The following is a 26,622-nucleotide window of genomic DNA, read 5'->3' as shown; positions in this document are numbered from 1 at the left end:
CACGTTGGCGGGGCACCGGGGAAGGTTGACGCCACGCCGTCAGCTATGTAGGTGTCGGCTGTAGGCCGGGGCGATGCCAACGGACGTCGAGAACTGGAAATCGGGGGTGTACGGCAACGAGATCCGCGACCGCCTGTTCGAGTTCGCCGAGGAGGGGTTCGACTCCATCCCGGACGACGAGCGGGACGCGTGGTTCGAGCGGTTCAAGTGGTGGGGCCTGTACCACCAGCGGAACGGCCAGGAGGGGTACTTCATGATGCGGATCGGGACGCCGAACGGCGTGCTCGAACCGGGACAGCTCCGCGTCGTCGGCGAGATCGCCGACGAGTACGCCCGCGGCCCCGGGACGAACCCGGTGTTCGGCGACGCGTACGCCGACTTCACCACTCGACAGTCGATCCAGCTCCACTGGATCGAGCTGTCGGACGTCCCGGCGATCTTCGAGAAGCTGGAGGCGAACGGCCTCTCGACCCAGCAGGCCTGCGGAGACTCGTGGCGGAACATCGTCGGGAACCCCGTCGCGGGCAAGGACGGACAGGAGGTGATCGACGCGTGGCCGGTGATACGGGACCTCAACGAGACGTTCAAGGGGAACGACGACCACGCGAACCTCCCGCGGAAGTGGAAGGTGTCCGTGACCGGCTCGGCCGACGGCTCCGGACAGGGCGACATCAACGACCTCGCGTTCGAGCCCGCGTACAAGGCGGTAAGCGGAGACGTCGGCGAAGGTGAGGGCGAGGCCGACGGCGGCGAGAGCGAGGACGCGGTCGGCTTCAACGTCAGGGTCGGCGGCGGACTCGCGCGCAACGAGCCGCGGCTCGCCCGCGACATCGACGTCTGGGTGCCGCCGGAGCGGGTGTCGGACGTGGCCGGCGGGCTCTCCGCGCTGTTCCGCGACTACGGCGACCGCGAGGACCGGTACAACGCGCGGGTGAAGTTCCTCGTCGACGAGTGGGGCGCGGAGGAGGTCCGCGAGACGCTCCAAGAGGAGTACGTCGACTTCGAGCTGGAGACCGCCGGCCGCGACGTCCGCGAGGAGTACACGTACAACGCGGGCGAGGGCGAGCGCAACGACCTGATCGGCATCCACGACCAGAAGGACGGGTCGAACTTCGTCGGGCTGAACGTGCTCGTCGGGCGGATGGGCGCGGCCGACGTGCTCGAACTGGCCGACCTCGCCGAGGCGTACGGCTCCGGCGAGGTCCGGCTCTCACAGCGACAGAACGTCATCGTCACCGACGTGCCGGACGACGCCCTCGACGAGTTCCTCGACGCGGACCTCCTCGACCACTACTCGCCCGACCCCTCGCCGTTCATGCGCGGCTCGGTCGCGTGTACCGGCACGGAGTTCTGCTCGCTGTCCATCGTCGAGACGAAGAACCGGCAGGTCCGGTTCGCGCGCTGGCTGAAGGAGAACGTCGACCTCCCCGACGGCGTCGACGAGTTCCACATCCACCTCTCCGGGTGTACGGCCTCGTGCGCGCAGCCGCAGATCGCCGACGTGAGCCTGCGCGGGATGAAGACCCGCAAGGACGGCGACCCGGTCGAGGCGCTCGACGTCGGCCTCGGCGGCGGGCTCGGTGAGGACCCCGGGTTCGCTCGGTGGGTCACCCAGCGCGTGCCCGCCGACGAGGTGCCGGGCGCGATCGCGAACCTGATCGAGTCGTTCACCGCCGAGCGCGACGGGGACGAGTCGTTCCGGGCGTTCGTCGCCCGCCACGACGACGAGGAACTCGACGCCCTCGTGGAGCCGGAGGAGACCGACTACGAGGACCCGATGTTGCACAACACGAAGCGCACGTGGTACCCGTACGCCGAGGACGACGCGATGGAGGACGCGCCGCCGACGCCGGCGGACGACTGACGATGCCGGATCGCCTCATCCGCGTGAACGCCTACACGACGCTGGACCTCGTCGACGGGCGCGCCCGCGGCCACGAGTTCGAGGCCGACGCCCCCGGCGTCGTGAACGTCACCGCGCCCCGCGAGGACCCCGAGCACGTCACGCTGGCGGTCGAACTCGACAACACGGCGATCGACGACCTCGCCGCCCACGCGGACGAGATCGACCTCTCGCCCGCGCAGGCGAGAACGCTCGCCGAGGCGCTGGAGTCGACGGCGGACCGCGTCGAAGCCGCGCGAAACGGCGACGACGGGGATTTATAAACGAACTGGGCGGTGGCGCGTGCCGACGAGCGGCCGCAGGCCGCGAGTCGCGCGCGCGAGGGACGCGGTGAGCGCTCGAAGAGCGCGAACCGCGAGGCTGGGGAGGTGTGAGGTGCGGTGCGGTCGCGGTCGGGTGGGACTCAAAGGGGCAGTCGCGAGCAAGCCGTAGGCGATGCAAGCACCGGAAGGAGCGAGCAGCGCGAGCGACCGAGGAGCGCAGCGAGCGTACGGCTTGCTCGCGACTGGGGCTTTGGCGGTGTTCGCCGTCGATCCGTGGTCCGCTATTTATAAACGAACGGCTGGGGCTTTGGCGGTGTTTGCCGTTGATCCGCGATCCGCTATTTATAAAAGAGCGATTGAGACCTTGGCGGTGTTCACCGCAGATCCAGAGTCAACGATTTATAAGCGATCAGCTGAGGATCGGAAGCGGTCCGCCGCGCGAGTACCGGCTTCTCAGCGACCGCGTAGAAACCCGCGAGAAATGACCCTCACGCCACCGTCCATTTATAAACGATCGAGAGCGGATTCCACAGCAACCACTTATAAATTCAATCCGCGGATCGCGACGCTCCCCTCGTCGCCCTCGCTTTCCTCCACGCGCCCGATCACGCGACCATCGGTCTCGTCAGCCAGCGACTCGGCGTCATCAGAGTTAAGCGCCGCGACGAAGCCGGTCCCCATGTTGAACGTGCGGTACATCTCCTCGTCGGAGACGCTCCCCTCGGACTGCACGAACTCGAAGACGGGCTGGGGGTCGAACGCGTCGTCGATCACGTAGCGGTGGCCGCCGAGGCGTTCGAGGTTCGTCCAGCCGCCGCCCGTCACGTGGGCCGCGCCGCGGACGCCGTGGGCGCGCATCGGGTCGAGCAGGTCGGCGTAGATCCGCGTCGGTTCGAGCAGCGCCTCGCCGACCGTCTCGTACCCCTCGAACGGGCAGGGATCCGTGTATGCGTGGTCGCGCGTGACGGCCTCCCGCGCCAGCGTGAGTCCGTTCGAGTGGATCCCCGACGAGCGCCAGCCGACCAGGGCGTCGCCCGGTTCCGCCCGGCCGTCGAACACGCCGTCCTTCGCGGTGAGGCCGACGCAGGCCCCCGCTAGGTCCAGCCCCGAGATCACGTCGGGCATCACCGCCGTCTCGCCGCCGACGAGCTCCATGTCGGCGAGCTCCGCGCCGCGGGCGAGCCCCTCGCCGACCTGCTCGGCGAACCGCTCGTCCGGCTCGTCGACCGCGAGGTAGTCGACGAACGCGACGGGGCGGACCCCGGCCGCGACGAGGTCGTTGACGTTCATCGCGACGCAGTCGATGCCGACCGTCGAGTAGTCGCCGAGCGCCTCCGCGACGAGCAGCTTCGTCCCGACGCCGTCGGTCGCGAGCGCGAGGTAGCGGTCGCCGATGTCGAGCAGGCCGGCGTACTCGCTCCCGGACCCCTCCGCCTCGGTGTCCGCCCCGACCGCGCCGATAAGCGCCGCGGTCGCGGCCTCGCTCGCGTCGATGTCGACGCCCGCGTCCGCGTAAGTGAGTTCGTCGCCGTCGCCCTGTCCCCCGTCTTCGCCCGCCGATCCGCCGTCGCCGCCGCCGTTGCCCTCGGTCATGTGTGAGGGGGCACGCCCGCGGAGCAAAAGCGCACCGTTCCCCGCGGCGGTCCACGGGGTTCGGCGTCAACAACTGCGGCGCTCTGTCAGAATGGCCCGCTGAATCCGAGTCTGCGGACGACCACGAGCCACACCGTGAGAGAGACGGAAACGACGAAGAAGCCGGCCCACACCGGCTTGCTCCAGTCGAGCACTGTCTTCCCATCGAGGGGGCCGTACGGGATCAGGTTGAACGCCGCGAGGAAGACGTTAATCGCGATCCCGCGGGACCCGATCAGCGTAATCACAGGGCTTCCGATCACGGAGCCGATCAGAAGCGCCGGTAGGAACACGAGCGTGAGCAGCAGATTGACGACCGGCCCCGCCAGCGCGATGTGGCCGTGTTCGCGGGGCGTCAGCTGGCCGCGGTGGTGGACGGCGCCCGGCGCAGCGAAAATGAATCCCAGAAGCGAGCTCATCACGGCCAAAAACAGCATGCTGTTGTCCGCGCGGAACTCCGCGACTTGGTCGTAGTGGACCGCGACGACCTTGTGCGCGACCTCGTGGAGGAGGAAGGCGACCCCGGCGGTGAGCAGTCCGACGAGCAGCGGCGGGACCACTCCGGCCGCGAGCAGCCGATCAAAGCCAGCAGTTCCGTTCACGAAGAACAGCGTGAACGCCACGCCGAGCGCGAGCCACGCGACGAGGAGGTCGCGGATCTCCTGTCCGCTGAAGTAGAGGCCCGCGATCCGCCGCCCGGAGACCGCGCTGTCGCCGCTCATGCGATCCCCCCCACGGCGCCGCGGACGAGGTCGGCGCCGTTGATCGCGCCCTCGACGAGCAGTCGCCCGACGTCCTCGACGCCGCCGACCTCGGCGCCGAACATCGCCGGGATGACGTACGCCGCGAAGAGGAAGCTCGCGACGATGCTCCCGACGTTCGTCATCGCGACGACGACGATGAGCCGGAACAGCGGCACGTCGAGCATCGCGGAGACCAGCTCCGCCGCGGAGCGCGTCTCGTCGGCGAGCAGGTCGTTCAAGGCGCCGATGTCGGCGACGTTGACGGTCAGGCTGCGGAGCTCGACGTAGCCGGTGAACCAGCCGGGCGCGAGCAGCGGGTTGATCGAGGTCAGCCACGCGACGGCGCCCCCGACGGCGGCCGAGAGCCAGCGCGCGCCGGCGACCTTCGCGAACGCGAACGCGAAGATCCCGTTGATCAGGAACCACGCGCCGAATAAGCGGAGCAGGAACGCGTTGCCGGCCCCGCCGAGCGCGAGCAGGAGGAAGAAGCCGACGAAGCCGACGGTGATCGCGTAGCCGACCGCCTTCTTCCACGGGAGCCCGCGTCCGGTCTCCTGCCCGACCAAGTCCTCCATCGGCGGGAGCGTCGAGGGACTCCTGAGGTACCCCTCGATCCCCGCCCGGTGGCCGGCGCCGACGACGGCGACCACGTCGTGCCCGGCCTCGCGGAGCGCGACGAGCCGGTGGGCGATGAACGCGTCGCGCTCGTCGATGAGCGCCTCCGCACCGCCCGGGGAGAACTGCCGGAACTCCTCCATCATCATCGTCACCACGTCGGTGTCGGTGAGGTCGGCCTCGTCGAGCTCCTCGATCCCGCCGGCCTCGGCGTCGACCTCGCCGCCGGCGAACGCCCCGACCGCGACCGCGAGGACGGCGCCGAAGACCAGGCCGAGGCCGATGCCGATCCCGAAGCCGCCGATCGCCGTCACGGGGAAGCCGCCGAGGTACGTCGAGACGACGCCGTTCGCGACGCCCGTAACCCCGGCGGCGACGCCGGCGGCCAGTCCGGTGCCCACAGCGGCGTAGAGCCGCTGGTCCGGCGAGAGCGCGAGCGTGCCCACTTGGTCGACGACGACGCCCACGGCGAGCGCGACGAGGACGCCCGCTGCGACGCTCGTCAGGATCGCCGTCGTGATCCCCACCGCGCCGCCGAAGAGGCCGATCGCCGGCCCCGCGAGGATCCCGACGAAGAGCCCGCCGATCACGCCGGCGACGCGCGGGTCGCTGACACCGAACGCCAGTCCGCCGACGAGCCTGAGCTTCTCCGTGACCGTCATCCGCGCCCAGAAGCGCTGGATCGTCGTCTGGATGTCGCGGTCGACGAGGGCCACGTCGATGCCGAGCGACTCCGCGAGGTCGACGGCGGCCTTCATGTCCGCCCCCGGCTCGATGTCGAACCGCTCGCCCAGTTGGGTCTGGACGTACGAGAGCATCCAGTACGCGAGGAACTGGAACACGGTGTTCCCCTTGAGCAGGTCGCCGGCGTCGAGGTCGTCGGGAGTCTCGCCGTTGAGCTGGCGGTAGCGCCCCTCGTCGAGCTCGACGGCGACGACGTCGGGTCGTTCCCGCTCTATCGCCTCCTCAACCTCGTCGACGGACTGCTCCGACACGTGCGCGGTCCCGACGACCGTGACCCTCCCCTCGCCGGCCGCGTCGCCGCGCGGCGCGCTGTCAAGGTCGCCGCCGTCGGCCCGCGGGGATCGGTCGGTCGACGGGGGCGCCTCCTCGCTCCCCCGTGACGGCTCTGTCATCACCCCTCGTACTCGGTCGCCGCGTTTAGGGTTTGTGAGTCGGTCGCTGGCTCCGGGCCGCACCCCGACCGTCCGCGCGTTCCCGCCGATCCAACAAATTTGTATTCTCACGCGTCTCACGTGTTCGTATGTCCCGGCTGTTGCCCTCCCTGCCGGACGCGACCCCCGAGGAGCGCGAGCCCCGGGTCGTCGGCGTCGACGACGACGAGGCCGACGACCTCATCGCCGCCCTCGGCTCCGAGACGGCGCGGGCCATCCTCTCGACGCTCCACGACCGCCCGGCGACGAAGTCCGAGCTCGCCGACGAGGTCGACACCTCGCTCCAGAACGTCCAGTACCACCTCTCGCGGCTCGACGAGGCCGACCTCGTCGACGTCGTCGACACCGCCTACTCCGAGAAGGGCCGGGAGATGGACGTGTACGCCGCCGCGGACGAACCGCTCGTGCTGTTCTCGGGCGGCTCCGAGGAGTCGACCGGGATCAAGACCGCGCTCATGCGGCTGCTCGGCGGGTACGGGATCATCGGCCTCGCGGCGGTCGCGGTCCAGCGCCTGCTCGCGGTCGGGTCGCTCGGCGGCTCGCGGTTCACCGTGCGCTCCGGCGGCGACGCGGGGACGGCCACCACGGCTGGCGGCGACGGGGGCGCGACGGACGGCGCCGACGGCCCCACGATAGAGAGCGTGCCGGACCAGAACACCGCCGCCGAGAGCGCGGACGGCGCGATCGAGCTCGTCGGCGACCCGCTCGCGGAGTACGCCGTCTCGCTCGTCGAGCCCGGCGTCGTCTTCTTCGTCGGCGCCGCGGTCGTGTTCACGCTCGCGTGGGCGTACTGGTACCGCGCGTCGAACTGAGGGACACCGCGCGTCGAACTGAGGGACGCGTGTTCGGACCGGACGCGAGCGAGCGGGCCGCGCGTGGGACAGCTATTCAAGCCGCCGCCACCACGTTCGCGTATGGAACACGAAGCCGAGGTCGTCGGTGTCGGCGCGGGCTCGGCGCCGAGCGGCGACGTCCCGGCGGTGATCCTCTCCGCGCGCGGCGAGTACGTCCCGATATTCGTCAGCGGCGACCAGGCCCGCTCGATCGGACTGGCGCTGGAGGGCGAACCGTTCGACCGACCGCTCACGCACGATCTCCTCGTGGACATCCTCACGGAGTTCGGCGGCGCCATCGACCGCGTTCGGGTCGACGACCTCCACGACGGCACCTTCTACGCGAAGGTCGACGCCGAGCGCTACGACGACGGCGAGCCGGAGCAGTTCGTCTTCGACGCCCGCCCCTCGGACGCGCTCGCGCTCGCCGTGCGCGTCGACTGTCCGATCGTCGTGACCGACGAGGTGATTGACGAGGCGGGCCGCTCGCGGGACTCGCTCCGCTTCGGCGACGACGACCCTTCCGAGGACCCCCCTGGGGAGCGCTGAGGGGGCGCTTCGGTCTCGGCTTCGCTTCCCGCTCGGCCGCCGCCGAAGCCGGCCGTTCAAGTCGCCGGCCCTCCCACGACGGGCATGGACGAGACGGCCACGCTCGCCTCCTCGCACACCGAGATGACGGAGATGCTGCTCCCGAACGACACGAACAACCTCGGCCGCGCGCTCGGGGGCGCCGTGTTGCACTGGATGGACATCTGCGGCGCCATCGCCGGCATGCGCTTCTCGAACCGACAGGTGGTCACCGCCTCGATGGACCACGTCGACTTCATCGCGCCCATCGAGATGGGCGAGGTCGCCATCATCGAGGGATACGTGTTCAACACCGGCCGGACGAGCGTCGACGTGAAGGTCGACGTGCGCGCCGAGAACCCGCGGACGGACGAGACGCGCCGGACGACAACCTCCTACTTCACGTTCGTCGCGCTCGACGACGACGGCCGCCCGACGCCGGTCCCCGACCTGGCGTGTCCGACCGAGGACGAGGAAGTCCTCCGCGACGACGCCATGGACGGCCGGGAGGAGCAGCTGCGGCAGGTCGTCGACCGGTACGACCTCTGAGGCGGAGCTCGGGGACTACTCCGCCGAGCCCGCGACGACCTCGACCGTCGCGTCCGGATCGCCCGACGACGCGGCCGCCGCCTCGTGTGCCGCCAGCGCGCGCTCCGCGAGGGCGTCGAGCGCGTCGTTGGCGTCGCCGCTGCGCTCGCCCTGATCCCCGCTCGCGAGGTGACTCGGACAGCCGCAGTCGGAGGCGCCGAACCCGTCGACCGGTCCCGGCGGCAGCCGCTCGGCGACCGCGCACTCGACGTCGACGCCGACGCTGCGGACGACGCGGTCGATCCGCGCCGCCGGGTGGCCGAGCAGGTAGTCGACGTGCCAGTGCCGGGTGTCGTTGTCGCCGCGGGCGGTCCGGCGGTGCCTGTCGACCCGGGAGAACCCGCCCGCCCCGAGCGCGCTCCCGGTGTAGGCGTACGCGCCGGCAGACAGCCGGTACTCACCGAGCGCGCCCGCCGACACCGTCGCGTCGTCCGTCAGGGCGACGACGAGGGTGTAGCTGCCGCCGGTGCCGTCGCTCATCGGTCGGTCACCTCGGCTCTCCCCGCCGACGCCCTGCTCACGACAGCGCGGCCGGCGCCTCGTCGGCGGCCGCCCGGAGCGAGCCGACCATCTCGCCGGCGTCGTCGTCGAGCCGGTAGGTGTCGTGGACATCGGCCGGGTCGCGGCCGCGGCCGGAGAGCGTCCCGACGACGTCGGCGATGCGGTCGTAGTTGTCGCGGACGAGCCCCCCGACGATCCCGGGCGTGCCCGCGCGTTCGGCCAGCTCCTCGGCGGCCGAGCGCCCGGCGTACACCCGGCGCTCGGCGGGGTCGACGAGCACCATCGCGAACGGGCGCGAGCCGAACTGCGCGTCGAGGAACGGGCCGACCGGGTCGGCCGCCCACGGGACCGCGACGACGCCGTCGAGCCGGCGGAGCGCGACGGCCGCGACCGAGCAGTACGGGCAGTCGCCGTCGAAGATCAACACCGGCGCGTCCGCGTCGTCCGGGTCGGTAGGCATGTCGAAAAGTAGGGTCTCTATCGGTTTAAGCGGCCCGTCGGCCGAACTCGTTCGGGCGTCACGGGGGCGCGTGTTCGGCCGTTACGGGGGCGCGGCCGGCGGCTGCGACGCGCCGCCGATCCCGCTCAGTGCGAGTGGCCGAGCGCCTCTTCGAGGGGCTGCCCGAACCGCTCCTCGAACAGTTCCGCGGCCGTCTCCTCCATCTCCGCGATGTCCTCGGGCACGTCGCCCTCGCTGTGGTGGACGATGACGTGCGCCTGCTGGGCCATCGCCTGGACGATCACGTCGGAGACGACGGCCGTCGCGGGCTCGCCCTGCTCGCTGAGCACGTCGACGAGGCCGGCTGGCAGTTCGAACGACTCTTCGTCACCGTCGGGACCGGTGATCGTGTAGGTCTCGGTGTCTCCCATAGGCGTGGGTCGCGGCCGCGACATAAGGGTCTGTGGAAACCGGACGCGGGCGGGCGTCGGGTCGAAACCGTGCGGACCGATCGGGTTCACCCGTGCGCCGAGACGGCCGTCACGGAGGAGCCCGAGCCGACGACGCTCGCGAGGTACACCGCGATGGCCGTGACGACGATCGACCCCCCGGAGGGGAGGCCGAACCCGATCGAGACCGCGAAGCCGCCGAGCACCGACAGCTGGCCGAAGATCACGCCGAGGTACATCGTCTCCCGGAAGCTCCGGGCGACCTGCGAGGCGGCCGCGACGGGGACGACGAGCATCGCGGCGACGAGGATGACGCCGAGCACCTGCATCGCGCCGACGACGACGACCGCGGTCAGCACCACGAGCAGGGTGTTGTAGCCGGTGACGTTCAGCTGCGCGACCCGCGCGGCCTGCTCGTCGAAGGTGATGAAGAGGAGCTGCTTGTACGTCAGCGCCACGCCGGCGACGACGATCAGGGAGAGCGCGCCCATCAGCCGCGCGCCCTCCGGGGTGACCACCGCGAGGTTCCCGAACAGGAACCCCTCGACGTTGACCCCGGTGAGCCCGTCGCCGTAGCTGATGATCAGCGTGCCGACCGCGAAGCTCCCGCTGAGCATGATCGCGATCGGCACGTCGCCGTAGGCCTCGGTGCGCTCGGTGAGCCACTGGACCGCGAGCGCGCCGAGGATGCCGACCGCGAGCGCGACGAGCAGCAGCGACCCGTTCCACCCGGTCGAGGAGGTGACGAGGATGCCGAGGGCGACGCCGGCGAACGCCGTGTGCGCGAGCGTCTCGCCGATCAGCGCCATCTCGCGGTGGACGAGGAACGAGCCGACGAGCGGGGCGACCACCCCGACGAGCACGCCCACCGACATCGACTGCCACATGATCGGGTGCCGGAACACGTTCGTGCCGAACGCGGCGTCCATCGCGCGGCCGAGCGAGCGGAACGCGGCGTACAGCTCGCTCGCGACCGGGAGATCCTGCGCCCAGTACAGCAGGAGGAACCCGAGCATGCCGACCGCGACGACGCCCGTGATGCCGATTCCGACGAGCTCCGCGGTTCTGCGGCGCCCCCGCCCGCCGCCCGTGCGGTCCCCGTCCTCCTCGGCCGAGTTCCCCGCCATCAGTGGTGGTGGTGGACGACCTGTCCGGTCGTCCCGTACGCCTCGGCGAGGGCGTCGCTCTCGACGAACGACTCGGTGTCCCCGTGGTGGTACAGCTCGGTGTTGATACAGGCGATGCGGTTCGCGCGGTCGGTGACGACGCCGATGTCGTGCTCGATGAGGATGATCGTGATACCCTCGTCGTTGAGATCGTCGAGGAGGGCGTAGAACGCGTCGCGCGACTCGGCGTCGACGCCGACCGTCGGCTCGTCGAGCGCGAGCAGGTCCGCGTCGCTCGCGAGGGCCCGCGCGATGTACGCGCGCTGCTTCTGCCCGCCGGACAGCTCCGAGACGAGCCGGTCGGTCAGATCACCGATACCCACCGTCTCGATGGCGTCCGCGACGGCGGCGCGGTCGGCGTCCGAGAGGCGCCCCCGTCCGGCGTGCGCGAACCGGCCCATGGTGACGCACTCGCGGACCGTGACCGGCATCGCGCCGCCGCGGCTCGTCGCCTTCTGTGAGACGTAGCCGATCCGACCGCCGTCGTCGAACTCCTCGATCGGGCGCCCGAACAGCTCGACCGACCCCTCGTCCGCCTCGTGGAGACCGAGCATGAGGTGGAGGAGGGTGGTCTTCCCGGAGCCGTTCGGGCCGACGAGTCCGAGGAAGTCCCCCTCCTCGACGGTGAGGGAGACGTCTCTCACGGCGACGGTATCGCCGTAGGAGAAGGTTACGCCGTCGAGGTCGACGATTGCGCTCACTGCGTGTCTCCGATCTGGGGCGGCCGCACGTTTAGCTCTTTTAGTCCGGCGGCGTCGCCGTCGCCGGGCGGCTCGACGGTCGTCGCGCGGGCCGAACGGCTCACTGTGCGCCGAACGCCCGCTCGAAGGCGGGGACGTTGATCTCGGTCATCTGTTCGAGGTAGCCGTAGCCGGCGTCGTTCCACTCCCGCGTCGTCCCGCCGGCAGGCGTGACGGGGACCGCCTCCGTCGCGTCGCTGTTCTCGACGATCGACTCGGCGAGCCGGGGCGACTGGAAGCGGTCGTACAGCACGACGTCGCTCCCCTCGGCGTCGACGAGTTCGATCGTGTCGGCGATCTCCGACTGCGTCGGCTCGTTCTGCGGCGAGACGCCGACCGGCGAGCGAAGCCGGAAGCCGTAGCGCGCCTCCAGGTACTGAAACGAGTTGTGGCCCGCGAGCACCGCCACGTCGCGAGTGGCCTCGTCGGCGATCGACTGGAAGGCCGAGTCGACCGCGTCGAGTTCCGCGGCGTACTCCTCGGCGTTCGCGGCGTACGCGTCGGCGTGGTCCGGGTCCGCCTCGCCCAGTCCGGTCGCGATCGTGTCGACGATGTCGGCGGCGAACACCGGATCGACCCAGACGTGCGGGTCGTGCTGGCGGTCGTCTTCGTGGGCCCCGTCGTCGCCCGCCTGATCTCCGCTCCCCTCGTCGTGGCCCACCCCCTCGCCGCCGTGCGAGTGGTCCCAGTCGAGCAGGTCGCCTTCGAGCCCGTCCAGCCCGTCGATGACGGCGACGGAGTCGTAGTCGCTCTCCAGCGTCGCGGCCAGGTCCTGCGCCCACGAGAACTCCGGGCTGTCGAGGTAGACGAACGCGTCCGTCACGGCGACGTCCGCCGCGAGGGTCCCGTCCGGCGTCCACCCGTGACCGAGCTGCCCCACGTCGACCGGGTCCTCGAAGCTCGCGTTCTCGCCCGCGACCTCGTTCGCCCAGTCGTTGAGGGTGAAGAAGGCGGCGTAGCCGGAGTCGAACCCCTCGGACCCGCCGTCCGCGGCGCCGGAACACCCGGCCAGCGACGCGGCCGTCCCCGCGACCGCGAGCCCGGCGCCCCGCCGCAGCACCGACCGCCGTGAGTGAGTCATACCGATCGGTAGCGCGGGTTAATAGAAAAAAGCTATTATTTCACAACTCTCAATTAATAACTCGGCCGCCGAGAGCGCCCGAGATTAACAACTCCGCCCGGTCGCGCGCGGGGAACGGGCCTCGGACCGACCGCCTCACTCCGTGAGGTCGACGACGGTCGCGTCCGCGAGTTCGGCGAGCGTCTCGGGGTCGACCGCGAACACCGCGCTCGGCGTCCCGGCGGCACCGTAGACGGTGTCGTACTCGGTGAGCGTCGGGTCGAAGACGGTCTGGAGCGCGGCGTCGTGACCGATCGGCGGAACGCCGCCGATGCTCCAGCCGACGACTTCCCGGATCCGGCTCGGGTCGCCCATCTCGGCGGCGTCGGCGCCGAAGTGACCGGCGACCGCGTCGAGGTCCAGCCGATTCGCGCCGCTCGTGACCGCCGCGACGAGGCCGCCGTCGCGTTCGCCACCGGCGAGCGAGACGACGATGGTCGACGCGATGGCGCCCGTCTCGCAGCCGACGGCGTCGGCCGCGGCGGCCGCCGTCTCCGTGCCCGCGTCGAACTCCAGCACCTCGACGTCGACCTCGTACCGATCCCTGGCTCGCTCTTGGAACTCCGCCGCGCGTGGATGCATGCGATCCGAGCCGCGTCCCGCCGGTATCAACCTCCCGGAGGCGGTGAAACTGCGTCCGCGGGCCGGCCGTCGGGGGCCCGTCAGCGGGTCCGCAGTTCGTCCTTGTCCTTGATCACGCGGGCGTCGCCCTCTCCCGAGGTGAGTTCGTTGACGAGGTCGTAGAGGTCGTTCTGGAGCCCAGCCGGGAAGGTGAGGACCCCCACCCACGAACCGTCGTTCTGCCACTCCTCTCGCTCTAAGTCGCCGAACTCGCGGATCTGCGCCTGTCCGGACCCCGCGTAGTCGGCGGGAAGCTGGACCGCCATCGTCACCTCCTCGAACCGGATCGGGATCACCGGTCGGAGCGCGTCGAGCGCGTCGTCGACCTGGTTCTCGACCGGCTCCATCGGGTCGATCTGGAAGCCGGCCTCCTCCAAGGCGCGCTCGATCCGCTCGGGCGGGTGCGGCGAGTCGTCCATCTGCGGGTTCACGGCGTTTCGCGTGATGGTGGTCACGAGCTGGTTGTGCTTCCGCTCTTGCATCTCCGCGCGCTGCTCGGCGGTGATCTGGATCTCCCCGCGCTCGACGACCTCGGGGATGATTTCGAGCGGGTCCGTGGTGCCGAAGACCGTCTCTAAGTCCTCCTCGGCCGGTCGATCGCCCCGCGAGGCGTTCTCGAAGACGTCCTCGGCCGCGATGACCTCTTCGAGGTCCCCCTCGAACTCCCCGCGCTTGATCGCGAGCGCGGCGTCGGGGTCGATCAGGACCTCGAAGCGCTCCCCGTGTGACTCCAGTCGGGCCGTCACGGCCTCGTCGAGCGATATCATACCGAACGATACCACCCCCGCGGGCAAAAAGCCTCCCGCCGTCACCGGCCGTCACGTCGAATCGGATTGCCGGGGGCCGAGTTCGCGCGCCGCGGCCGACTACTCGGTCGCCGCCGGCCGCTCGTCGTCCCAGTCCTCGCGGCACGACTCCGAACAGAAGTGTCGGTGGACGACGTCGTCGCCGTCGACCCACGTGACCGTCCGTCGCCCGGTCCCCAGCGCCGGCTCGCCGCACGCGGCGCAGCTCGGTGCGGACTCCTCGTCGACGTCCTCCTCGAGTTCCGAGGTCGGATCCACCATACCTCCCCGTTCGCCCGGGGACACTTGAACCCGCGAAGGGCGGCAGTTCTGGCCACGGCTGTGGCTACCGTTCCGGCGGCCCCCGCTCCCGGTGCGTCTCGGCCGCTATCGCCGCGTCCGCGCGTCGCGGTCGGTCGCCTTCAGCGACGGGTGTTTGACGGTCATCTCTCGGTCCGCGCTCGGACCGACGACGGTCCGCTCGCGGCCGTCCGGCCACCGCACGTCCACGCGCAGCGGCTCCGCGCTCCCGAGCCCGAAGTGGGCGACCGGCTCCGTCTGACAGAGGCAGCCGCCGCCCGCGTCTATCGTCCGCCGCTGGACCCCGTCGGCGGTCTCTAAGGTGACGACGGCGCCGCGCGCCGGCGCGCCGTGGCGCGTCGTCGGCCGCACGCGGAGCCAGCCGGCGTCGGGCGCGTCAGGGTCCCCGTAGGCGGTCACCGGCTGCGCGGCGACCTCGCCGTGGACGACGAGGAGCTCGAGGGCGCCGTCGCCGTCGAGGTCGGCCGCCACCGCGCCGGTGCCGAACCCGTCCGGCTCCGCGGCCGCGCCGAGGTCGACGGGCTCCCACTCCGGCGGCTCGTCGGGGCGGTCCACGCGCTCGAACAGCCGGTTCTCGGCGCCGCAGACGTTGAAGAAGAGCTCCTCTCGCCCGTCGTTGTCGAGGTCCGCGGCGACGACCGTCCGGACCGGACCCACGTCGCGGAGCGGATCGGGGGCCACGTCGTCGTAGCCGCCGTCCGGCGAACAGCGGAGGAGGCGGCTCGGCGCCGACTCGTTGCCGACCGCGAGCGCGAACGTCCCGCCCTCGTCGACGAGCGCGGCGCCGCGCGTGTCGCCGCCGGGGTCCGAGAGGTCGGGGCCGCCGTCGGTCCGGGCGTAGTGGCCGTCGCGGTTGCTGAACAGCCGGTTCGGCCCCCCTTCGACGCCCGCGAACAGGTCGCCCTCGCGGGAGCGGTACGGGACCGCGAGCAGCGACCGGCAGCCCCCCTCGACCTCTAAGCCGACCGCCTCGGCCATGTCGGTCACCTCGCCGTCGTCGCCCAGCTCGTAGAACGCGAGCGGGGCGGCGTAGCCGGAGACCGCGACGCCGTACCGGCCGGTCCCGAGCCGGTCGAGGGCGGCGACCGACCGGCCGGCGCGGACGTCGATGCGGTCGGCGTTCACCTCGCGGGCGAAGACGTCCGTCCAGCGGTACCGGTCGGCCTCCAGGCGGCTCAAGAGGAGGTCGGGGTCGCCGCCGTCGACGCCGCGCGCGCAGTTGTGGACGTACACCTCCTCGCAGCCGTCGGCGTCGAGGTCGGCCGCGCACACCCCCATTCCGTGGCGCGTCCCGTCGGCGACGATGCCGCAGGCGGTGTCGGAGAAGCGGTCGTCCTCCCGGGCGTATAGCCGGTTCGGCTCGCCGTAACCGGCGACGAAGACGAGCGGCCCGCCGCGGCCGGGCGTCACCGCGACGCCGTACCCCCGCATCGGGCGCGCGTCGTCGACGAGCGCGGACCGCTCCGTGAACATGGCCGCCCGTCACCGCTCCGAGAATATGAACGCACGGGTTGGATACGGGCAGCGACCGGCGGGAGGAAATGGACGCCGCGCCTACAGGTTCCGTTCGATGTACCGGTTCACCCGCGAGATCCGGTCCGCGTCGAACGTCCAGAGGCCGCGCCAGACGCGCGGCTCGGTCTCGACCGCGAGGAGGCCGACGCCCCCCTCGATCCCCCGGACGAGGTCGCTGTCCGGGTCGCTCTTTGCCGGATGGGGCCCCTCCGGGGGGCGGTACACCACGAACCAGCTGTCGGTGAAGTCGGGGTTGTCGCCGGCGTGGATCACCGCGTCGAGGTCCGCCGGGAGCTCGTCCGGCACGCCGTAGAGGTGCGTGTCGACGCCCGTGGCCGAAATCCGCTCGTACACCTCGCGCGTGCCGACCTCGTCGTCGATGCGCGAGAGCCGCTGGAACGACGAGCGCAGGGTGCCGTCGCCGGCGGTCCACGCCGCCCGCTCGATGAACCGCGAGATGGTGATCAGGAGCAGCTTCTGTCGGTTCGACTCGGGGTACCCCCGGAGCGTGAACGTCGCGTCGTCGAGGCCGCTTATCACCGAGGGGAGGTCGACGTCCGCGAGCGACCGGCTCCCGGTGATGTACAGGTCCGAGTTGACGAACAGCACCGCGTCGCCGAGCTCGCCGAGCGTCGAGCCGGCGACCACCTCGTCTCCCTCCATGAGCAGCACGAGGTTCTCGATCTCGTCGGGGTCGTCGCCGTCGAAGGGGACGTCGTCGTGGCGGCGCAGCACGTCCACGTCGATCGATGGGACGGCCTCGCCCGCCCCGTCGACCACGGCGGTCGTCGTCAGCTTCCGGGCGGTCAGCCCGCCCCGTCGGTCGGGACCGGCGATCCCGGCGCCGTCGGTCGCCGGTCGCTCGGCGTCGCCCGGCGTGACCCGACCGTCGACCACCCGTACTGCGTCGTCGCCGAACGTGTCCACGAGCATGTTCAGGACGGGATCCGGGTCGGTTCGGTTGACGATGACCACGGAGCGCTCGGGTCCGTCGAAGCGATCGAGAAACTGTTCGAGAGTCACGTGGGCCGGAGTCGGCGAGTTCGGTTGATAAGAATTCCCACTCGGTTATCGGGCCTGAGAACGACCGGCGCCGCCTACGCGCCGAGCGCGTCCTCCAGCAGCTGGAGGGGGTGTTCGATCTCGTAGCCGGTGCCGTGTTCCATCTGCATCGCGCAGGTCGGACACTCCGTCATCCCGACCTCGCCCTCGGCGTCCTCCATGTGTTCGAACATCTCCGCGCCGATCTCCATCGACTTCTCGTACTTCTCCTCCTTCCAGCCGTAGGTGCCGGAGATGCCCGAACAGGAGTCGCCGACGTCCTCCATCGTCACGCCGTCGACGTCGCGGAACGTCTCGACCGCCTGCCGGGAGAGCCCCTGGTTGCGGGCGTGACACGGCGCGTGGTACGCGAACGCGCGCTCGTCGTCGAGCCCGCCGGCCGCGTCGAGTTCGCCCTCTAAGTCCTCGTGGATCCGGAGGTACTCCAGCGCCTCGAAGGTGTGCTCGGCGAGGTCCTCGATCCCGTGGAGGTCGAACAGCTCGGGGTACTCCTGACGCAGCGACATCGAGCAGGAGGTGCAGGAGGCGATCACGTCGGCGCCCTCGCCGATGGCCTCCACGAGGTTCTCGACGTTCGTCTCGGCGTGGCGGCGCGCGTCGTCCAACATCCCGTTCGCGAACATCGGCGTGCCCGAACACTTCTGGGGCGGCACCATGACCTCGTAGCCGAAGTGCTCGTAGACGCGGACCATCGCCTTGCCGACCTCGGGAGTGTTGTAGTTGGAGTAGCAGCCGTGGAAGTACGCCACGCGCTTGTCGGGGTTCTCCACCTGCGCCCCGCCGCGCGCCTTCCACCATTCGCGGAACGTCTCCGTGGCGAACTCGGGGAAGTCGCGCTCCTTGGGGATCCCCATCACCTTCTCCATCGCCCACCGCGCGGGCCCGAAGTTCATCGCGAACGACGCCGTCCGCGGGAACTTGCTCGCGAGGCTCGCCGACGTGCGGTAGTTGGCCAGAATCCGATTCCGAATGTACTCGACCGAGAGCTTCTCCATCTGCCGCTCGACGAACTGCCCGCGGGCCTCGTTGTGCATCTGCGAGAGCGGCACGGAGGAGGGGCAGGCGTCATCACAGCGCATACAGTTCGAACAGGAGTTGATCGACTCGTCGATGTCGTGGTCGTCCTTCCGCTTGAGCCGCCACTGCTCGGGGCCCTGGAACTTCGGGCCGGGGAATTCGTCGTCGACCTCCGCCACCGGACAGGAGGTATCGCAGCTCGTACACTTGTAACAGGAGTCGGCCCCTTCGCGGAGGTCGAGGTCACCGCCCGGGAACACGTCGACGGGGTCGTACGCGTCGGGGTCGAGCTCGGCCGAGTCCGTTCCACCGGTCGCGCTCTCGGCCCCGCCCGAGGCGCTCTCGACGCCGCCGTCGGTGGCGGCGCGGTCGGCGGCCGGCCCCCCACCGGTCCGCCCCGCGTCGCGGCCGTCAGTCGCATTCGCCTCCGGAATCTCCCCCTCATCGGGAACAAAGATGGACGGCTGCTCGTCGCGACCGGCCTCCGGGACGCCCGGGGTCGGCCCGTCGACGCTCGGTTCGCTCGCTCGGTTCGAATCCCCTGCGTCTCCGTCGTCCTCCGTGTGTCGTGTCATTGGTTCGCCTCCGTCGCCGCCTGCCGCCCGGCCACGATGCCGGTCGCGAGCGACACCCCGCTCGCGGACTTCTCCCGCGCCGCGTCCGCGCCGCCGACGACGCCGCCGGCCGCGAACACGTTCTCGTACTGTACCTCGCCGTCAGCGTCCGTGGGCCGACACCGCTCGTCGGCCCGGACGCCGAACCGCGCGTACGGCTGGTCGCCGAACGCGTCGTCGACGAACCACTCGTACCGGTCATCCGGCTGGTCGACGTACAGGTCGAAGACGGGCTCGCGGACGCCCTCGCGGTCGGAGTCGAGCCCCTTCCCGACGAGGCCGCCGGTCGCCAGCACGAAGGCGTCGGCGCCGTACGGCGCCGTCCGCCCCTTCCGGTCGACCGCGACCGCCTCCACCCGACCGTCGCTCGCGGACTCGACGCCGACGACGGGATTGCCGGTCTCGAACCGGACGCCCTCGGCGTCGAGCGCGTCGAACAGCCGGTCCTCCAAGCGGAGCCCCGGGAGGCTTGGCGGCCCCATTGGGATCTCGAACACGTCGGCACCGAGCCGGTCGGCGAGCTCCTCGCGGACCTCTTCGCCCCGGTCGTCGCCGAGGAACGCCGGGAAGCCGACGCGCTCGACGCGCTCGACGCCGCCGGACTCGTCGACGGCGTCGTGGAGGTGCGGCGAGACCGCCTTCGCGAGCGCCTCGCGGGCGGGAGTCCCGTCGATCGCCTCGTCGTGGTCGAGCGCCTTCGCAAGCCGGGTTATCTTCGCGTCGGCGCGGAACGCCTCCGCGAACTCGACTTCCGCCCCTGCCACGTCGAACGGGACGCCCGCCGCCTCCAGCCGCCCGGCGAAGGCGCGTGCGTCGTACTCCGTGAGCGACCGGAACCCGACGACGAGCATCGGTCGGTCGTCGCTCGCGAGCCCGGCCTCGGCGGCGGCGGGATACCGCGCCGTCGGCTTCACCGCGCCGCCGAACGTCGGCACGAGGGCGTTGCGGTCGGTGTGGCCGCCGCGGTACGCGTCGCCCGCGAGGTCGTCGAACAGGTCGAGCCCGTCGCGGAGCGCCTCGGTGCCGACGATTTGGTAGGGATGGCTCTCGGGGAGCCGGTCGACCCCCTCGAACGGCTCCGCGAGCGGCCCCTCGGGGTCGGGCCACTCGTCGGGGTCGAGCTCCCGACCCGCGGTCGGCGGCCCGTCGCGCAGCGGCTTCGCCGGCTCGGTCGCCGGGACGTAGCCGAGCGCGTCGATCAGCCCGGAGGCCTGTCGCAGCGTGCTCGCCTTGTGGGAGACGAGCCGCACGTCCGCGCCCTCGCGGGCGGCCGACACCGCCGCCGTGACCGCGGCGAGGCCGCCGCCGACCACGAGGACGTCGCTGTTTATCGCCATTCAGCGCCCTCCGTCGGTGGCCACGGTACCTTCCTCGCCTCCCGACCCGTCGACATCGGTCGCACCGGCGTCGGCGCCCGCGTCGAACGCGCCGAAGTCGACGTCCTCGTCGCGGCTCGCGGGGTCGCCGTCGCGGTTCATCGTCGTCGCGTGGAGCATGTGATTCAGCATCGCCTGCGAGAGCTGTTCGCCCCACAGCGCGTGGCGCTGGCCCTTCCAGCGCTCCTGATACAGCTCGTCCTCGGCGTCGCGGACGACCGGTTCGGGGTACTCCTCGGCCAGCTCCGCGGCGATCCGGTGCGTACAGAAGCCGCCCTGACAGTTCCCCATCGAGGCGCGGGTCCGCAGGCGGACCGCGTTGAGGTCGGAGCCGGCCTCGCCGATCGCGTCCTGAACCTCCGCGCGGGTCACGCTCTCGCAGTTACAGACGATCGGGTTCGGGTCGTACTCGTCGAGGACGTCGTCGGCCCGCGAGCCGAGCCGCTGGCCCGAGCGCCGCGCCACCGGGGAGCGGAGGCCGAACTCGTCCATCAGTTCCTCCATGCGCGCCTCGCTCTCCGAGCCCGGCAGCGGCGCCTCGGCGGTGTCGCAGGTCGCCTCGTAGTCGAGCGTCTCGCAGACGTGGTCGGAGATGGATTCGGCCATCATCCGGTAGGTGGTGAGCTTCCCGCCGACGATGGTCGTCATCCCCGGCAGGTCGTCGCGGTCGCCGTGGTCGAGGAGGAAGTAGTCGCGCGTGATGTCCGTCGGGTCCTCGGTGCCCGTTCCCGGGGGCTCGTAGAGCGGGCGGACGCCCCAGAACGACCGGAGCGTCCGGGCGTCTTCGAGCGCGGGCACGAGCTCCGAAAGGGTCTCGATCATCAGGTCGACCTCCCAGTCTTCCTCGGGGTAGTCCTCGGGGTCGTCGACCTCCTCGTCGGTCGTGCCGAGGATGCAGGCGGTCTCGTGCGGGACGATGATGTCGGCGTCGCCCTTCGGCCGGCACCGGTTGATCACGGTGTCGACCTGCCGGGTGTTCATCACCGTCATCACGCCCTTCGAGGGGCGGACCTCCACGTCGACGCCGGCCATCTCGCCGACGTTGCCCGCCCACGCGCCGGTCGCGTTGACCACGTGGCGCGCGCGGATCTCCTCGGTCGTCCCGGGCTCGCGATGGACGCGTTTCCCGGGGCCGGTCTCGTGTTCGATTTCGACGCCGACGACCTCGCCGTCCTCGACGAGCACGTCGGTCACCGGGGCGTGCGTCTCGACCCGCGCGCCGTGCTCGCGGGCGTCGGCGGCGTTGGAGACGCAGAGGCGGAAGGGGTCGACCGCGCCGTCGGGCAAGGCGATCGCCTTCTCCACGTCGCGCGCGAGGTACGGCTCGCGGCGCCGCGCCTCCTCGCCGTCGATCACCTCGACCGGGATGTCGCACGCCTTACACCCCTCCAGCTTCTCCTGGAAGTACTCCTCGGAGTCCTCCGGTCGCTTGACGAACAGCCCGCCGGTCTCCTCGACGCAGTGACCCGCGATGTCGCGGAGGACCATGTTCTCCTCGATACACTCCTTCGCGCTCTTCCGGTCCGAGACCGCGTAGCGGCCCCCGCTGTGGAGGAGGCCGTGCATCCGTCCGGTCGTGCCGTGCGTCAGGTTCCCCTTCTCGACGAGGACCGTATCGAGCCCGCGCCGCGCCAGGTCCCTGACGACGCCGCACCCCGTCGACCCCCCACCGACGACGACGACGTCCACTTGTCTGTCCATGCGAGGCCCTTGGACCACGACCACTTTACTTTACCTCCCGAGGCGTCCTACCCATAACTATCAGGGTCATTCAAGTAGTGTAATCGCTGTCGGTGCCGGTGCGTTTATATACTATACTTTTTCATTCCCGCCGGTATCCGGATTTTAACAGGAAGATTATTATGGTAGTACATTATGTTCACGATTGGCGTGGTAGCTTCCGTGAAGATATGTCGCGGCGGCGTCGATACGCCTCGCGGCCGCCTCGGGTCGGCTCCGGACGGGTCTGACCGAGCGGACGCGCGACGCGACAGCGGACGCGGCGTCGGGATCGCTCTCGACGGCGAGTGCGACCCGGCCACCGCCGCGCACGGACCAGCGCCACAGGAGGGATCCACAACATGACACAGTACGTCGGTGCGATAGACCAGGGGACGACCGGCACCCGATTCATGGTGTTCGACCATGAGGGCCAGGTCGTCGCGAACGCCTACGAACAGCACGAACAGATCTACCCGAACCCGGGCTGGGTCGAACACGACCCGATGGAGATCTGGGAGAACACCCAGCAGGTCGTCCTCGACGGCCTCGCGGACGCCGGGCTGGAGGCGGACCAGCTCGAAGCGATCGGCATCACCAACCAGCGCGAGACGACCATCGTCTGGGACAAAGACTCCGGGCGACCGGTCCACAACGCCCTCGTGTGGCAGGACCGGCGGACGACCGACCGCGTCGAGGAGCTCCAGGAGGCGGACAAGGTCGAGGAGATCCGCGAGAAGACCGGCCTCGAGGCCGACGCGTACTTCTCCGCGACCAAGACCGAGTGGATCCTCGACAACGCGGAGCCGCTCAAGATGCAGAGTTCCCGCGGGGGCGACCTCCGCGACCGCGCCCGCGCCGGCGAGCTGGTGATGGGCACCATCGACTCGTGGCTCATCTACAACCTGACGGGCAACCACATCACTGACGTCACCAACGCCTCCCGGACGATGCTGTACAACATCCGGGACCTGGAGTGGGACGACGAGCTGCTCGACGAGTTCGACGTACCGAAGGAGATGGTGCCCGAGGTGCGCCCCTCCTCAGACGAGGACTACTACGGTCACACGGACCCCGACGGCTTCCTCGGCGAGGAGGTGCCCGTCGCGGGCGCGCTCGGCGACCAGCAGGCCGCGCTGTTCGGCCAGACCTGTTTCGACGAGGGCGACGCGAAGAACACCTACGGCACGGGCTCCTTTTACCTGATGAACACGGGCAACGAGGCCGTCGAGTCCGACCACGGGCTCCTCACCACGATCGGCTTCCAGATGTCCGGCGAGCCCGTCCAGTACGCGCTGGAAGGCTCGATCTTCATCACCGGCGCCGCGATCGAGTGGCTCGAGGACGTCGACCTGATCAACAACGCGGCCCAGACCGCGGAGCTGGCGCGCTCGGTCGACTCGACCGACGGCGTCTACATGGTCCCGGCGTTCACGGGCCTCGGCGCCCCGCACTGGGACGGCCGCGCCCGCGGCACCATCGTCGGGATGACCCGCGGCACGAGCAAGGAGCACATCGTGCGGGCGACGCTCGAATCGATCGCCTACCAGACCCGCGACATCGCCGAGGCCATGGAGGCCGACTCCGGCGTGGAGACGACGAGCCTCCGCGTCGACGGCGGCGCGGTGAAGAACAACTTCCTCTGTCAGCTCCAGTCCGACATCATCCAGACCGAGATCGCGCGGCCTGAGGTCGACGAGACGACCGCGCTCGGCTCGGCGTACGCCGCCGGGCTCGCGGTCGGCTACTGGGACAACGTCGACGAGCTGCGCGACAACTGGCAGATCGACCGCGAGTTCACGCCCGAGAAGGACCAGGCGGAGGTCGACAAGCTGTACAGCCGCTGGGACGACGCGGTCGAGCGCTCGAAGAACTGGGCGATCGACGAGGAGGACGAGTAAATGAACGAGCTCCTCCTCCAGATCCCGGTCCTCGGGATCGAGGTCAAGCTGTTCGTCATGCTGCTCATCACCGCGCTGGCGGGCGGCGCGTTCGGGGCCGCGATCGGCGCGCTCCCGGCGTTCATCTTCACCGGGTTCGTCGTCTTCCTCGGCGAGGGTATCGGCATCCTTCAGCGACAGATCGGCGCGATCGAAGGCATCCCCGCGGGCGAGCTCGCCGCGGGCATCACCGGCGTCATCGGGTTCGGTGCCATAACCGGCCCGCACATCGCGTTCGCGGGCGGCGTCGCCGCCTCGGCGTACGCGGGCAAGAAGTACCCCGACATGAACCCCGCCGACGGCGGATATCACTTCGGGAAGGACATCACGTACGCGTTCGGCACGAAGCCGGACATCCTCGCCGTCGGGGCCGTCTTCGGCGTGATCGGGATGCTGCTCACCCGCGTGCTGAACGGCGTCTTCATCAACGTCATCGGGATGACGCCGCCGACCGACTTCATCGCGGTGTCGGTGTTCGCGACCGCGTTCCTCGCCCGCCCGGTGTTCGGCTACCCGATCGTCGGGAAGCCGGCCGGGAAGGGGCTGCTCGACATGTCGCCGTTCGAGCGCGGCGACATGCATCCGCAGGCCGACGGCGGTCCGGAAGAGCACGCCGGCCGGCCGGCGACCGAGCCGTGGCTCCCCCACCAGTACAAGTGGTCCGGCGTCGCCGCCATCGGCCTCGTCGGCGGTATCCTCGGCGGGTACATCTACCTCCAGACGGGGAGCATCTTCCTCGGCTACGGCATCTCGGCGATCAGCCTGCTGTTCCTGAACCTCGGCGTCGAGAAGATCCCGGTGACACACCACATCACCCTGCTCGGCTCCGTCGGCGCCGTGATCGGCGTCGGCGCGTTCGGGGACATCGGCGCGGTGACGCCGCTCGCGTCGGTCGGGACGAGCGGCGCCGTCGTCGCGCTGCTCGCCGGCGGCGTCCTCGGGGCCCTCAGCGGCCTCGTCGGCGAGGTCACCCAGCGGCTGTTCTACTCGCACTCAGGGACCCACGTGGACCCCCCGGCGATGGCCATCGCGATCATGATGCTCGTCGTGGGCGTCCTCGCCATCCTCGGCATCCTGCCGAACGCCGGGTACCTCTGAGACCGCTCGCGGGAGCCGACGCCGCGTCGGCTCTCCCGTAGCGGCCTGGGACCGTTCCGCACGCGAGACACACCCTCCGACCAAGCCGCCGGATACCAATGAGACCAGACCGGACACGCGAACGCCGAGGCGCTCGGTTCGAGAGCGACGGCCGTCGCTCGGCCGGCGTCGCCGCCGCTCGCGGCCGCTCCGTCGCTCCCGACGCACCCGCCGGTCCCGACGCCCCTGCCGCCGACGCCGGTCCCGACCGCGATCGACCGCGCACCGACTCCGCTTCGTGCCAGTTTTGTTCGGCTGTCTCGGAGGGTCGGCCGTGAACATCGACGACCGGATCGAACGGCGGCTCGGCTACGACGCCGGCATGAGCGTTCTCGCCGACTTCGAAGCCGTCTCACCGGTCAGACACGTCGACTCGCCGGTCGGCCGCGGCCCGGCGATAGAGCGGCTCCTCGACGTGTTCGAGCCCGCCTTCTCCGGCTCGCTCCCGCCGAGCGTCTACGTGTACGGCCCGAAGGGGAGCGGGAAGTCGGCGGTCGTCTCCGCGCTGTTCGACCGGCTGGCGAGCCACAGCGGTCCGCGGCGCGCCATCCAGACGACGACGCGGGCGGTCGAGCCGACGATCCCCGGGTTCGTCTACGTCGACGCTCGGAAGGCGTCGACCCGATTCCGGCTGTACCACGCGATGCTGGCCGCGATGAGCGACGACCCCGTCCCGGACCACGGGATCGGGACCGAGGAGCTGGCCGACTCGCTGCGCGACGCGATGCGCACGGGCCCCGACCTCGTCGTCGCGGTCGACCACACGAACGAGACCGAGACGCCGACGGCGGCGACGCTGATCGACTGGCTGAACGACGTTGGCGATCGGGTCACGCCGGCCTGTATCGGCCGCGACCCGCCGGACGCGATCGACTGGGAGCCCGAGACGACCGTCGAGTTCGCGAAGTACCGCCGGCACGTGCTCGTCGAGCTGCTGACGAGCCGGTGTTCGACCGGGCTCGGCCGCGAAGCGCTCTCGCACGACCAGATCCGCGAGATCGTCGAGTGGGCCGCGGGCGACGCCCACGACGCGCTCGCCGCCGTGATGGGCGCGGCGGTCAACGCGGAGCGGGCGGGGGCGTCGACGGTCCGCTCCGGCGACGTCGACGCCGGCATCGACGGCGTCCCGCGCCCCTGCGTGGCGCTGGGCCGGGTGCTCGCGCTCCCCGAGAGCCGCCAGCGCCTCCTCTACGAGCTCGCCGGGCTCTCCGAGGAGGAGCGGTCGACGGTCGGCGTGGCGACCGAGGCCATCGCCGCCCGCCCGGGCGTCGACCTCTCGGCGTCGACGGTGCGGCGCGTGCTCTACGAGCTGGCCGACGCCGGCCTGCTCGAACGCGTCACCGTCCATCAGAGCGACGGCAAGGGGCGCCCCCCGAGCCGGCTCGTGCCGCTGTTCCCGACGGTCGTCTTCCGCGAGCTGTTCGACCGGCGCGTCCGGACCGGGTAGCGGCCACGGGGGCGATCCAACCGGATCGACAGCAGCGATGCGTTTTTTTAAGAGGTGTACGCGACGGCGACAGTTGCTTATAAATGTAGGCGGTGGCGCGTGCCTCCGAGTGGCCGCCTTCTGCGGCCGCGAGGAGCACGCGCGAGGGAGTCAGTCGCCGGAGCGAAGCGGAGGCGACTGACGAGGCTGGGGAGGCGTGAGGTGCTGTGCGGTCGCGGTCGGGTGGGGCTCAAAGGGGCAGCCGGGAGGCCTCAGTAGGCGACGTAAGCACCGGAGGGAGCGAGCGAAGCGAGCGACTGAGGAGCGCAACGAGCGTACTGCGGCCTCCCGGCTG

At 70.7% G+C, this 26,622-nt stretch carries 25 protein-coding genes; 8 read left to right on the top strand and 17 right to left on the bottom strand.

Annotation, left to right across the window (positions count from 1 at the left end; genetic code table 11):
• Positions 1 to 73 precede the first annotated feature (73 nt).
• Together AC4NMM_RS02290 and AC4NMM_RS02285 are read left to right on the top strand one after the other, a co-directional pair.
• Entirely contained in the window at positions 74 to 1,864 is a 1,791-nt protein-coding gene (locus tag AC4NMM_RS02290; RefSeq protein ID WP_491923431.1) for a nitrite/sulfite reductase, read from the top strand.
• Between the two features lie 2 nt (positions 1,865 to 1,866).
• Positions 1,867 to 2,166 carry a DUF6360 family protein gene (locus tag AC4NMM_RS02285; protein ID WP_491923430.1) on the top strand — a complete coding sequence of 100 codons (300 nt, stop codon included), beginning with the start codon at positions 1,867 to 1,869 and terminating at the stop codon, positions 2,164 to 2,166.
• 540 nt (positions 2,167 to 2,706) lie between these two features.
• On the opposite strand, the gene purM is transcribed toward AC4NMM_RS02285, so the two are convergent.
• From purM to AC4NMM_RS02270, 3 genes are all read right to left on the bottom strand, one after another.
• Entirely contained in the window at positions 2,707 to 3,759 is a 1,053-nt protein-coding gene (purM, locus tag AC4NMM_RS02280; protein ID WP_491923429.1) for a phosphoribosylformylglycinamidine cyclo-ligase, read from the bottom strand.
• Positions 3,760 to 3,845: 86 nt separating this feature from the next.
• The gene (locus AC4NMM_RS02275; RefSeq protein WP_491923428.1) at positions 3,846 to 4,520 is read right to left on the bottom strand and encodes a zinc metalloprotease; all 675 of its coding nucleotides are present in this window, start codon (positions 4,518 to 4,520) and stop codon (positions 3,846 to 3,848) included.
• A complete protein-coding gene (locus AC4NMM_RS02270) occupies positions 4,517 to 6,292 on the bottom strand; it encodes a TraB/GumN family protein (RefSeq protein WP_096393314.1) in 1,776 nt (591 codons plus the stop codon). Before AC4NMM_RS02270 ends, AC4NMM_RS02275 begins: the two co-directional genes overlap by 4 nt.
• Before the next feature lie 128 nt (positions 6,293 to 6,420).
• Here AC4NMM_RS02270 and AC4NMM_RS02265 point away from each other — a divergent pair, with 128 nt between their 5' ends.
• The 3 genes from AC4NMM_RS02265 (at position 6,421) to AC4NMM_RS02255 (ending at position 8,280) form a co-directional block, all read left to right on the top strand.
• Positions 6,421 to 7,143, top strand: coding sequence for an ArsR/SmtB family transcription factor (locus AC4NMM_RS02265; protein WP_096393315.1), 723 nt, complete (start codon positions 6,421 to 6,423; stop codon positions 7,141 to 7,143).
• Between the two features lie 102 nt (positions 7,144 to 7,245).
• Positions 7,246 to 7,713 carry a bifunctional nuclease family protein gene (locus tag AC4NMM_RS02260; protein ID WP_096393316.1) on the top strand — a complete coding sequence of 156 codons (468 nt, stop codon included), beginning with the start codon at positions 7,246 to 7,248 and terminating at the stop codon, positions 7,711 to 7,713.
• An 84-nt stretch (positions 7,714 to 7,797) separates the two neighbouring features.
• Positions 7,798 to 8,280 carry an acyl-CoA thioesterase gene (locus AC4NMM_RS02255; RefSeq protein WP_491923427.1) on the top strand — a complete coding sequence of 161 codons (483 nt, stop codon included), beginning with the start codon at positions 7,798 to 7,800 and terminating at the stop codon, positions 8,278 to 8,280.
• A gap of 15 nt (positions 8,281 to 8,295) precedes the next feature.
• On the opposite strand, the gene AC4NMM_RS02250 is transcribed toward AC4NMM_RS02255, so the two are convergent.
• The 14 genes from AC4NMM_RS02250 to glpA all read right to left on the bottom strand — a co-directional run bounded on the left by AC4NMM_RS02250 (position 8,296) and on the right by glpA (position 21,746).
• Positions 8,296 to 8,799 (bottom strand): GIY-YIG nuclease family protein, encoded by a 504-nt coding sequence (locus tag AC4NMM_RS02250; protein ID WP_491923426.1) that lies wholly within the window; start codon positions 8,797 to 8,799, stop codon positions 8,296 to 8,298.
• 37 nt (positions 8,800 to 8,836) lie between these two features.
• The gene (locus AC4NMM_RS02245; RefSeq protein ID WP_491923425.1) at positions 8,837 to 9,280 is read right to left on the bottom strand and encodes a DUF393 domain-containing protein; all 444 of its coding nucleotides are present in this window, start codon (positions 9,278 to 9,280) and stop codon (positions 8,837 to 8,839) included.
• A gap of 125 nt (positions 9,281 to 9,405) precedes the next feature.
• Positions 9,406 to 9,690, bottom strand: coding sequence for a DUF7545 family protein (locus AC4NMM_RS02240; RefSeq protein WP_096393320.1), 285 nt, complete (start codon positions 9,688 to 9,690; stop codon positions 9,406 to 9,408).
• An 86-nt stretch (positions 9,691 to 9,776) separates the two neighbouring features.
• A complete protein-coding gene (locus AC4NMM_RS02235) occupies positions 9,777 to 10,835 on the bottom strand; it encodes a metal ABC transporter permease (protein ID WP_491923424.1) in 1,059 nt (352 codons plus the stop codon).
• A complete protein-coding gene (locus AC4NMM_RS02230; protein ID WP_096393322.1) occupies positions 10,835 to 11,575 on the bottom strand; it encodes a metal ABC transporter ATP-binding protein in 741 nt (246 codons plus the stop codon). The genes AC4NMM_RS02235 and AC4NMM_RS02230 overlap by 1 nt, the downstream gene beginning before the upstream one ends.
• A gap of 100 nt (positions 11,576 to 11,675) precedes the next feature.
• The gene (locus AC4NMM_RS02225) at positions 11,676 to 12,695 is read right to left on the bottom strand and encodes a metal ABC transporter substrate-binding protein (RefSeq protein ID WP_491923423.1); all 1,020 of its coding nucleotides are present in this window, start codon (positions 12,693 to 12,695) and stop codon (positions 11,676 to 11,678) included.
• Between the two features lie 135 nt (positions 12,696 to 12,830).
• A complete protein-coding gene (locus AC4NMM_RS02220; protein WP_491923422.1) occupies positions 12,831 to 13,316 on the bottom strand; it encodes an aminoacyl-tRNA deacylase in 486 nt (161 codons plus the stop codon).
• Positions 13,317 to 13,396: 80 nt separating this feature from the next.
• Positions 13,397 to 14,122 carry a ribosome assembly factor SBDS gene (locus AC4NMM_RS02215; RefSeq protein WP_096393325.1) on the bottom strand — a complete coding sequence of 242 codons (726 nt, stop codon included), beginning with the start codon at positions 14,120 to 14,122 and terminating at the stop codon, positions 13,397 to 13,399.
• 99 nt (positions 14,123 to 14,221) lie between these two features.
• Positions 14,222 to 14,422: a DUF7576 family protein gene (locus AC4NMM_RS02210; RefSeq protein WP_096393326.1), complete on the bottom strand. Its 201-nt coding sequence runs from the start codon at positions 14,420 to 14,422 to the stop codon at positions 14,222 to 14,224.
• A 105-nt stretch (positions 14,423 to 14,527) separates the two neighbouring features.
• Positions 14,528 to 15,934: a CRTAC1 family protein gene (locus AC4NMM_RS02205; protein ID WP_096393327.1), complete on the bottom strand. Its 1,407-nt coding sequence runs from the start codon at positions 15,932 to 15,934 to the stop codon at positions 14,528 to 14,530.
• Positions 15,935 to 16,015: 81 nt separating this feature from the next.
• The gene (locus tag AC4NMM_RS02200; protein ID WP_491923421.1) at positions 16,016 to 16,999 is read right to left on the bottom strand and encodes a hypothetical protein; all 984 of its coding nucleotides are present in this window, start codon (positions 16,997 to 16,999) and stop codon (positions 16,016 to 16,018) included.
• Between the two features lie 74 nt (positions 17,000 to 17,073).
• Positions 17,074 to 18,630 carry an anaerobic glycerol-3-phosphate dehydrogenase subunit C gene (locus AC4NMM_RS02195; RefSeq protein ID WP_491923420.1) on the bottom strand — a complete coding sequence of 519 codons (1,557 nt, stop codon included), beginning with the start codon at positions 18,628 to 18,630 and terminating at the stop codon, positions 17,074 to 17,076.
• Positions 18,627 to 20,006 (bottom strand): glycerol-3-phosphate dehydrogenase subunit GlpB, encoded by a 1,380-nt coding sequence (gene glpB, locus AC4NMM_RS02190; RefSeq protein ID WP_491923419.1) that lies wholly within the window; start codon positions 20,004 to 20,006, stop codon positions 18,627 to 18,629. The genes AC4NMM_RS02195 and glpB overlap by 4 nt, the downstream gene beginning before the upstream one ends.
• On the bottom strand, positions 20,007 to 21,746 hold the full coding sequence (gene glpA / locus AC4NMM_RS02185; protein WP_491923418.1) for an anaerobic glycerol-3-phosphate dehydrogenase subunit GlpA: 1,740 nt from the start codon (positions 21,744 to 21,746) through the stop codon (positions 20,007 to 20,009). It lies immediately after the preceding gene.
• A gap of 380 nt (positions 21,747 to 22,126) precedes the next feature.
• On the opposite strand from glpA, the gene glpK reads away from it, so the two are divergent.
• From glpK to AC4NMM_RS02170, 3 genes are all read left to right on the top strand, one after another.
• Positions 22,127 to 23,665 carry a glycerol kinase GlpK gene (glpK, locus tag AC4NMM_RS02180; RefSeq protein ID WP_491923417.1) on the top strand — a complete coding sequence of 513 codons (1,539 nt, stop codon included), beginning with the start codon at positions 22,127 to 22,129 and terminating at the stop codon, positions 23,663 to 23,665.
• Entirely contained in the window at positions 23,666 to 24,802 is a 1,137-nt protein-coding gene (locus AC4NMM_RS02175) for a DUF7973 family transport facilitator (protein ID WP_096393333.1), read from the top strand.
• Between the two features lie 313 nt (positions 24,803 to 25,115).
• Positions 25,116 to 26,288 (top strand): Cdc6/Cdc18 family protein, encoded by a 1,173-nt coding sequence (locus AC4NMM_RS02170; RefSeq protein WP_491923416.1) that lies wholly within the window; start codon positions 25,116 to 25,118, stop codon positions 26,286 to 26,288.
• The last annotated feature ends 334 nt before the right edge of the window (positions 26,289 to 26,622 follow it).

The sequence above is a fragment of the Halorubrum sp. SD41 genome (assembly GCF_058630335.1).
The sequence above is the reverse complement of the archived record's forward strand: the minus strand, read 5'-3'. Positions and strand labels throughout refer to the sequence as shown.